The following is an 8,275-nucleotide window of genomic DNA, read 5'->3' on the forward strand; positions in this document are numbered from 1 at the left end:
GCCCGGCGCTCACTCACCCCAGCCCTCGTATGCGCACCGGGTAGGGCGACTCGCTCACGCCGTCCTCGCCCTCCCGCGTGACCACCACCCGCCGGCCCTCCCAGCGGGTGACATAGCGCTCGACCTCCGGCTCGTCCCACCCGTCGCCCGCGTCCGGCACGACCAGCCCGCCGCCGGTCCGCCCACGCGCGGGCGCCCACACCTCCAGCTCCAGCGCGCCGTCGCCACCCCGCACGGGCAGCACGGCCCCCGCGCGCGCGAGAACCGGAATCCGCGACAAAGGGGCGTCGACCAGGACCTGCCCGGGGCCCTCGTGGACGCGCCCCGTCGCCGTGTCGTACCAGCGTCCCCGGGGCAGCTGCACCGCACGCCGGTCCGCGCCCGGATCGAGCACCGGCGCCACCAGCAGGCAGTCGCCCAGCAGGAACGCGTCCTCGCAGTCGCGCAACGCCCTGTCCTCCGGCGCCCCCCACCACAGCGGCCGCACATAGGGCGCACCGGTACGGCGGGCCAGATGCGCCAGTGTCATGAAGTACGGCAGCAGACGCCGGCGTTCGACGAGTGCCACGCGCGCGTGCTCCAGTACCTCGGCACCGAACTCCCAGGGCTCCCTGCGCCCCGCCCGCAGACTCGCGTGAGTCCGGAACAGCGGCAGATACGCGCCGAGCTGGAACCAGCGCAGAAACAGCTCAGGTGACGGGCTCCCGTCGAACCCGCCCACGTCCGGTCCCGAGTACGGCACACCGCACAGCCCGAGCCCCATGACGAGCGACAGGGACGCGCGCAGCCCCGGCCATCCGGTGGCCACGTCCCCGGACCACGTGCCCCCGTACCGCTGCATTCCGGCCCAGCCGGAGCGCGAGAACAGGAACGGCCGCTGCTGGGGGGTCAGTTCACGCAGCCCTTCGTAGCCGGCCCTGGCCATGCACAGGGCATAGACGTTGTGCGCCTCCCGGTGGTCGCCGCCGCGACCCTCCAGGGAGTGCCGCGCCGAACGCGGCAGCGTCGACTCGCCGAAGGCCGTGAAGGACGTGGGCTCGTTCATGTCGTGCCAGAACCCGGCGAAACCCTGCGCGAGCCGCTCCTCGTAGAGCCCGCCCCACCACTTCCGCACGCGCGCGTGCGTGAAGTCCGGGTAGACCGACTCACCGGGCCACACCACGCCCCGCACCGTCCGCCCCGAGGCGTCCCGCACGAAGGCGTCCACGGCCTTCCCGCTGTCGTACACGGCGTTGCCCGGCGCGGCCTTCACCGCGGGATCGACGATCGACACCAGCCTGACCCCGTCCCGCCGCAGCTCCTCCGCGAGCCCCGGCAGCTTGGGGAAGTGCTCCTGGTCGACGGTGAACACCTGGTGCGCGTCGTAGTGGTCGATGTCCAGATGGACGGCGTCCAGCGGCAGACCGCGTTCCCGGTAGCCCGCGACGATCCGCCGCACCTCGTCCTCGCTGCCGAACCCCCAGCGCGCGTGATGGTGACCCAGCGCCCACTCCGGCGGCAGCGCGGGTGCCCCGGTCAGCGAGGCCCAGGCGTGCAGCACGCGCGCCGGGGTACCCACGATCACCCAGCAGCGCAGCGGACCGCCCTCCATCCGCAGCTCGCACCGCCCGGCCCGGTCATGGCCGGAGCCGGCACCCTCCTCACCCTCCCGCAGCGTCACCGTCCCGTCCCACGAGGAGTCGTGGAACACCAGATGCGTGGCCGCGTCCGCCACCACCAACTGCACCGGCATCGTGATGTACAGCGGATCGTCACCGGGGCCGAAGGCATGCCCCGGGTCGGTGTTCCACAGCCGGTACGTCCCGTCGCGCAACCGGAGCCCCGACGCGCGGCCGCCCAGTCCGAAGAAACGCGCGTCGGCGGCCACCTCCGAGCGCTGCATCCAGCGCGCCGTGCCACCGCCGACCGGCTCCCACCACCGCGGGGGCAGATCCCGCCGCAGCGTCACGCCGCCGGGCGTGCACACCTCGACGGCGCCGTGCCGCGAGACCACGACCGTCGCGCGCTCCGCCACGACGCGCCAGCCGCCGTCCTTGTCCGGCTCCAGCACCGCCCGCGGATCAGGCTCGGGACAGTGCCCCGCGAGCGCGTACGACGGCTCGGGGCCCGCCCCGTCCCAGCCCCAGAAGACGGCCCCGTTCACGGCGACCACGATCCGCAGCTCGGACCGGCTGAAGTGGATGACACCGCCCCCCGGCCCGGGCTCCGCGCCCCGTACCGGCCCGGGCACACGCGCGCGCTCGACACCGCGCGGCGGCAGCCCTGCGGCGTCGGTACGCCTCCTGCGCCACGCGGCCCGTACGGTACGCAAACCCTGAGCCGCCCCCGTCGAACCGACCACCTTCACCGAACGCACCAGGTCACGACCGTCCATGCTGTTCACCCTGCCACTGACCGCCCCACGCGTGCGTGTCGTTCAACTGCCGTTCACCCGTGCTAGGACCACATCTTCACGACACGGACTATGTGGGGGGCACCCTGGTGTAGAAGTCGATCACATGGCATCGTCCCTGTCAGCCGCGTCACGCGCACAACCCAGCCCGTGCGCGACCGACGCCCACAACGCGCACAGTCCGGGAGCCGCCCCATGTCGACCGCGAACCCCCTGCCGCTCTGGCAACCAGATCCGGAGCGAATCGCCCAGGCACGCATCACCAGGTTCCAGGCCTGGGCCGCCGAGCACCACGGCGCCCCCGCCGAAGGCGGCTACGCGGCCCTTCACCGCTGGTCCGTCGACCAGCTGGACACGTTCTGGAAAGCCCTCACGGAGTGGTTCGACGTACGGTTCTCCACGCCTTACGCGCGCGTGCTGGGCGACCGCTCGATGCCCGGTGCGCAGTGGTTCCCCGGGGCGACCCTGAACTACGCCGAGCACGCCCTGCGCGCCGCCGAGACCCGCGGGGACGAACCAGCGCTTCTGTACGTCGACGAGACCCACGAGCCGATCCCGGTGACCTGGTCCGAACTGCGCCGCCAGGTCGGCTCCCTGGCCGCCGAACTGCGCGCTCTCGGCGTACGCCCCGGAGACCGTGTCAGCGGCTACCTCCCGAACATCCCCCAGGCCGTCGTCGCCCTCCTCGCCACGGCGGCCGTGGGCGGCGTGTGGACCTCCTGCGCGCCCGACTTCGGCGCCCGCAGCGTCCTGGACCGCTTCCAGCAGGTCGAGCCCGTCGTCCTGTTCACCGTGGACGGCTACCGCTACGGCGGCAAGGAGCACGACCGCCGCGAGATCGTCACCGAACTGCGCCGCGAACTGCCCACCCTGCGCGCCGTCGTCCACATCCCGCTCCTCGGCAGCACCGCACCCGACGGCGCCCTGGAGTGGTCGGCCCTGACGTCCGCCGACACGGAGCCCGTCTTCGAGCAGGTCCCGTTCGAACACCCCCTGTGGGTGCTCTACTCCTCGGGCACGACCGGCCTGCCCAAGGCCATCGTCCAGTCCCAGGGCGGCATTCTCGTCGAGCACCTCAAACAGCTCGGCCTGCACTGCGACCTGGGCCCCGAGGACCGTTTCTTCTGGTACACCTCGACCGGCTGGATGATGTGGAACTTCCTCGTCTCCGGCCTGCTCACGGGCACCACGATCGTCCTGTACGACGGCAGCCCCGGCTACCCGGACACCGGCGCCCAGTGGCGGATCGCCGAACGCACCGGAGCCACCCTGTACGGCACCTCGGCCGCGTACGTCATGGCCTGCCGCAAGGCGGGCGTCCACCCGTCCCGCGACTACGACCTCTCCAAGGTGCAGTGCGTCGCCACGACCGGCTCGCCCCTGCCGCCCGACGGGTTCCGCTGGCTGCACGACGAGGTCCGCGACGACCTGTGGATCGCCTCCGTGAGTGGCGGCACGGACGTGTGCTCCTGCTTCGCGGGAGCCGTACCGACGCTCCCGGTGTACATCGGCGAACTCCAGGCACCCAGCCTGGCCACCGACCTGCAGTCCTGGGACCCGAGCGGCAGCCCCCTCGTCGACGAGGTGGGCGAGCTGGTGGTCACCAACCCCATGCCCTCGATGCCGATCCGGTTCTGGAACGACCCGGACGGCAGCCGCTACCACGACAGCTACTTCGACACCTACCCCGGCGTCTGGCGCCACGGCGACTGGATCACCGTCACCTCACGGGGCTCCGTCGTCATCCACGGCCGCTCCGACTCCACCCTCAACCGCCAAGGCGTGCGCATGGGTTCGGCCGACATCTACGAGGTCGTCGAACGACTCCCCGAGATCAAGGAATCCCTGGTCATCGGCATCGAACAGCCCGACGGCGGCTACTGGATGCCGCTCTTCGTGCACCTCGTCCCCGGAGCCGTCCTCGACGAGGCACTCCTGAACCGCATCAAGCAGGCCATCCGCGAACAGCTCTCGCCGCGCCACGTCCCCGACGAGATCATCGAGGTGCCCGGCGTCCCGCACACCCTCACCGGAAAGCGCATCGAGGTCCCGGTCAAGCGCCTGCTCCAGGGCACACCCCTGGAAAAGGCGGTCAACCCCGGCTCCATCGACAACCTGGACCTGCTGGACTTCTATGAGGACCTGGCCCGCAAGCGCGCCTGACCTCCCCACACGATCCGGTCGGTCTCCACGGGCGGCCTCGGACTCACCCAGCAGCGGCAAAGTCCGAGGCTGGCCCCAGCGACCCCCGTTGTCAGTGCTCCCGATTACTGTGAGTGAGCATTGATCGACTGCGCACAGGGGGAAACATGGCGCACACCGACCACCAGACCATGCGACGCGTTCTGCGCCGCGAGATCGCGGGCACCATCGGCCTGCTGACCGATGAGCACGACTTCCGCGCCATGCGGCGCTACCGCAGCTTCACCTTCGACGACCACACCACCTATCTCCAGCAGATGGAGGCCCTGCTCAGGATCCGCGCCGCACAGGGCAGCCACACCACCCTGGCCCTCTTCGACCCCGAGGAATACGCCGACTTCTGCGCGGAGACCGGCCTCGACCCCGACGCCCCGACAAGCCGCGCCCGCTTCACGGCGGAACTGGCCGCCACGGGCGCCACCGTCCCCTACGAGGGCCAGGCCCTCGACGAACTCGTGCCGGCCCTCGTCGACGAGGCCGTCCGACAGGCCACATGGGAGTACGCGAGCACCCTGCTGGCCCGCCTCGGCCCCTGCCCCACCTGCGGCGAGGACATCGGCCGAGCCGCCTTCACCCACGCCGCCGAACTCCTCGCCCGCATCATCGAAACGGCCCCACCCGGCGACCGGCACCTCGTCTGCAGCGTCTCGGGCCCGCCGGAAACCCTCGTCTCCGTCCTCCATGCCGACCAGGACACCGACGGCGACACACACCTGGACGAGGCGGAGGCCCTCGAATTCACCACCGTCCTCGCCCTGGGCATCGCCACCCACAGCCCCGGCGGACTCGTCATGCGCACCAGCGCCCCCGGAACCACCGACCGGATCTACGGCTGGCGCCTGCGCGGAGACGGCCTCGAACCCCTCACCGCGGGCGAGGTCTTCGACGCCTACTGCACCGACATCGAATCCGGCGACCTCATCGCCCCCGAATCCGGCGTCGACTACTGCGCCCCACCCGACCTCGGACAGGGGGACACGACACCCGGACACCGCCACTGAACACACCAGGGGCGCCCCACCCGCAGGCGGAGCGCCCCTGAACCAACCACCGTCGGTGGCCGGCGTGCCTACTCGCCGGACAGCACCGCCTGGGCCGCGCTGCGCGCCTCTTCGGCGCTGTCCGCCGCCCGTGCGGCCGACGCGGCGCGCTCGCACTGGGCCAGCGTGTACTTGGCCAGCGTCGCCCGGACATAAGGAAGGGACGCCGCACCCATGGAGAGGGAGGTGACCCCCAGACCCGTCAGCACACAGGCCAGCAGCGGGTCGGACGCGGCCTCGCCACACACACCACAGCTCTTGCCCTCGGCCTTCGCGCCCTCCGCGGACAGCGCGACCAGGTCGAGCAGCGCGGGCTGCCACGGGTCCTGCAGCCGCGACACCGCACCCACCTGCCGGTCGGCGGCGAACGTGTACTGCGCGAGGTCATTGGTGCCCAGTGACAGGAACTCGACCTCCTGCAGGATCGAGCGCGCCCGCAGAGCGGCCGACGGGATCTCCACCATCGCGCCGAACTTCGCCCGCAGCCCCGCCTCGCGGCACGCATCGGCGAACGCCTTCGCGTCGGCCCGGTCGGCGACCATCGGGGCCATCACCTCGAGGTGGACCGGCAGCCCCTCCGCGGCCTTCGCCAGCGCGGTCAGCTGGGTGCGCAGGATCTCGGGGTGATCGAGGAGCGTCCGCAGACCCCGCACGCCCAGCGCCGGGTTCGGCTCGTCCGCCGGAGTCAGGAAGTCCAGCGGCTTGTCCGCACCCGCGTCCAGCACACGCACGACGACACGGCCCTCGGGGAACGCCTCAAGGACCTGTCGGTAGGCGTCGACCTGCTTCTGCTCCGACGGCGCGTTCTTGCTGTCGTCCAGAAAGAGGAACTCGGTGCGGAAGAGACCGACACCCTCGGCGCCCGCCTCCAAGGCGGCCGGTACATCGGCCGGACCGCCGACGTTGGCCAGCAGCGGCACCGTGTGCCCGTCGGAGGTGGCACCCGGCCCGGTCGAGGCCGCCAGCGCGGCCTTGCGCTCCGCCGCCGCGGCCTGGAGCTGCGCCTTCTTCTCCTCGCTCGGATTGACGAAGATGTCACCGGTGCTTCCGTCGACGGCGATCACCGTGCCCTCGGCGAGCTCACCGGCACCCGGCAGCGCCACCACGGCCGGCACGCCGAGCGCCCGCGCCAGGATCGCGCTGTGGCTGGTCGGCCCGCCCTCCTCGGTGACAAAACCGAGCACCAGGGTCGGGTCGAGCAGAGCCGTGTCGGCAGGTGCGAGGTCACGGGCCACGAGCACATAGGGCTCGTCGCTGTCCGGGACACCCGGCATGGGAACCCCCAGCAGCCGGGCGACAATACGATTCCGCACGTCATCGAGGTCGGCCACGCGACCGGCGAGGTACTCACCGGCCGCCGCCAGCAGCTCCCGATACGCGGCGAACGCGTCGTACACGGCACGCTCGGCCGTGCTTCCGACGGCGATTCGCCGATCCACGTCCGCGATCAGCTCGGGGTCCTGGGCCATCATGGCCTGCGCCTCGAGCACCGCCTGGGCTTCGCCGCCCGCCAGATTGCCGCGCGCAATCAGGTCCGCCGCCACAGCTTCCACGGCCTGGCGGGCGCGCCCCTGTTCGCGCTCCGCCTCCTCCACCGGTATCTGCTTGGCAGGCGGCTCCAGCACCGCCGTTCCCATGTGCCGAACCTCGCCGATCGCCACACCGTGGCTCACGCCGACGCCTCGCAGCGTTGTCTCCATCTCACCCGTCTCCGATAGTGCGGCGGGTCCCGCCGCCGCGGTGGTTGTCCTACTGGCCGTCATACGACGGCACTGACGTCACTTCCAGTCGAAGAGACTGTCGCCGGCCTTCACATCGCCGTCGTCACGGAGACCGGAGAGGGACTCGGCAGTGGCTTCCAGCGCCACGATCGGGCAGACCGGGGACTTCCCGGCGGCCTCGACGGCGGCGGGGTCCCAGCGCACGATGGCCTGACCACGCGTCACGGTGTCGCCCTTGCCGACGAGCAGTTCGAAGCCCTCGCCGTTGAGCTGCACGGTGTCGATACCGAGGTGGGTTAGCACACCGTGGCCCTGCTCGTCGACGACCACGAAGGCGTGCGGATGCAGGGAGATGATGATTCCGTCCACCGGCGCCACGGCCTCGGACGGCTCACGCACGGGGTCGATCGCCGTGCCCGGGCCGACCATGGCCCCGGAGAAGACCGGATCCGGCACGGACGCCAGTCCGATGGCGCGTCCTGCAAGAGGGGACGTCACGGTGGTCATGGCAAGCCTCCCAGGGTGGAGCTGCGTATATACCGTCGCGGGTGAGCCCGGACGGGGCGCTGAGCAGCAGCGTATGACAGATGAACAACGGGTTCCGGATGAAAGCTATCAGCTAGTGGTCTAGACCACCAGTCCAACCGATTTGCACGCGCTTCAGGGCCCCGTGTACAGTCGTACTCCTGCTTGAGACCGAGTGACGCAACCTCGCGTCCTTACTCAGCAGCACCCAACTTGTCAGATCCTAATCTCAGGGTCTCCTTCTGCATGTCTGCGGAATGGTGGTCAGAGAGACGGAAAAACACTGATAGAGTTTGGAACACCGAAGGGAAGCGCCCGGAGGAAAGCCCGAGAGGGTGAGTACAAAGGAAGCGTCCGTTCCTTGAGAACTCAACAGCGTGCCAAAAGTCAACGCC

5 protein-coding genes are annotated in these 8,275 nt (G+C 70.9%); 2 read left to right on the forward strand and 3 right to left on the reverse strand.

What is annotated here, in order from left to right:
• Positions 1–13 precede the first annotated feature (13 nt).
• The gene (locus tag ACFY1J_RS20125) at positions 14–2,374 is read right to left on the reverse strand and encodes a glycoside hydrolase family 31 protein (RefSeq protein ID WP_390712520.1); all 2,361 of its coding nucleotides are present in this window, start codon (positions 2,372–2,374) and stop codon (positions 14–16) included.
• A 213-nt stretch (positions 2,375–2,587) separates the two neighbouring features.
• Here ACFY1J_RS20125 and ACFY1J_RS20130 point away from each other — a divergent pair, with 213 nt between their 5' ends.
• Positions 2,588–4,555: an acetoacetate--CoA ligase gene (locus tag ACFY1J_RS20130; RefSeq protein ID WP_390712521.1), complete on the forward strand. Its 1,968-nt coding sequence runs from the start codon at positions 2,588–2,590 to the stop codon at positions 4,553–4,555.
• 146 nt (positions 4,556–4,701) lie between these two features.
• The gene (locus ACFY1J_RS20135) at positions 4,702–5,595 is read left to right on the forward strand and encodes a hypothetical protein (protein WP_390712522.1); all 894 of its coding nucleotides are present in this window, start codon (positions 4,702–4,704) and stop codon (positions 5,593–5,595) included.
• 68 nt (positions 5,596–5,663) lie between these two features.
• On the opposite strand, the gene ptsP is transcribed toward ACFY1J_RS20135, so the two are convergent.
• Positions 5,664–7,334 (reverse strand): phosphoenolpyruvate--protein phosphotransferase, encoded by a 1,671-nt coding sequence (gene ptsP, locus ACFY1J_RS20140; RefSeq protein WP_390712523.1) that lies wholly within the window; start codon positions 7,332–7,334, stop codon positions 5,664–5,666.
• 78 nt (positions 7,335–7,412) lie between these two features.
• Positions 7,413–7,862, reverse strand: a complete 450-nt coding sequence (locus tag ACFY1J_RS20145; protein WP_363296938.1) for a PTS glucose transporter subunit IIA — start codon at positions 7,860–7,862, stop codon at positions 7,413–7,415.
• Between the last annotated feature and the right edge of the window lie 413 nt (positions 7,863–8,275).

It is taken from the genome of Streptomyces sp. NPDC001406, from assembly GCF_042895285.1.
Lineage (GTDB): Bacteria > Actinomycetota > Actinomycetes > Streptomycetales > Streptomycetaceae > Streptomyces.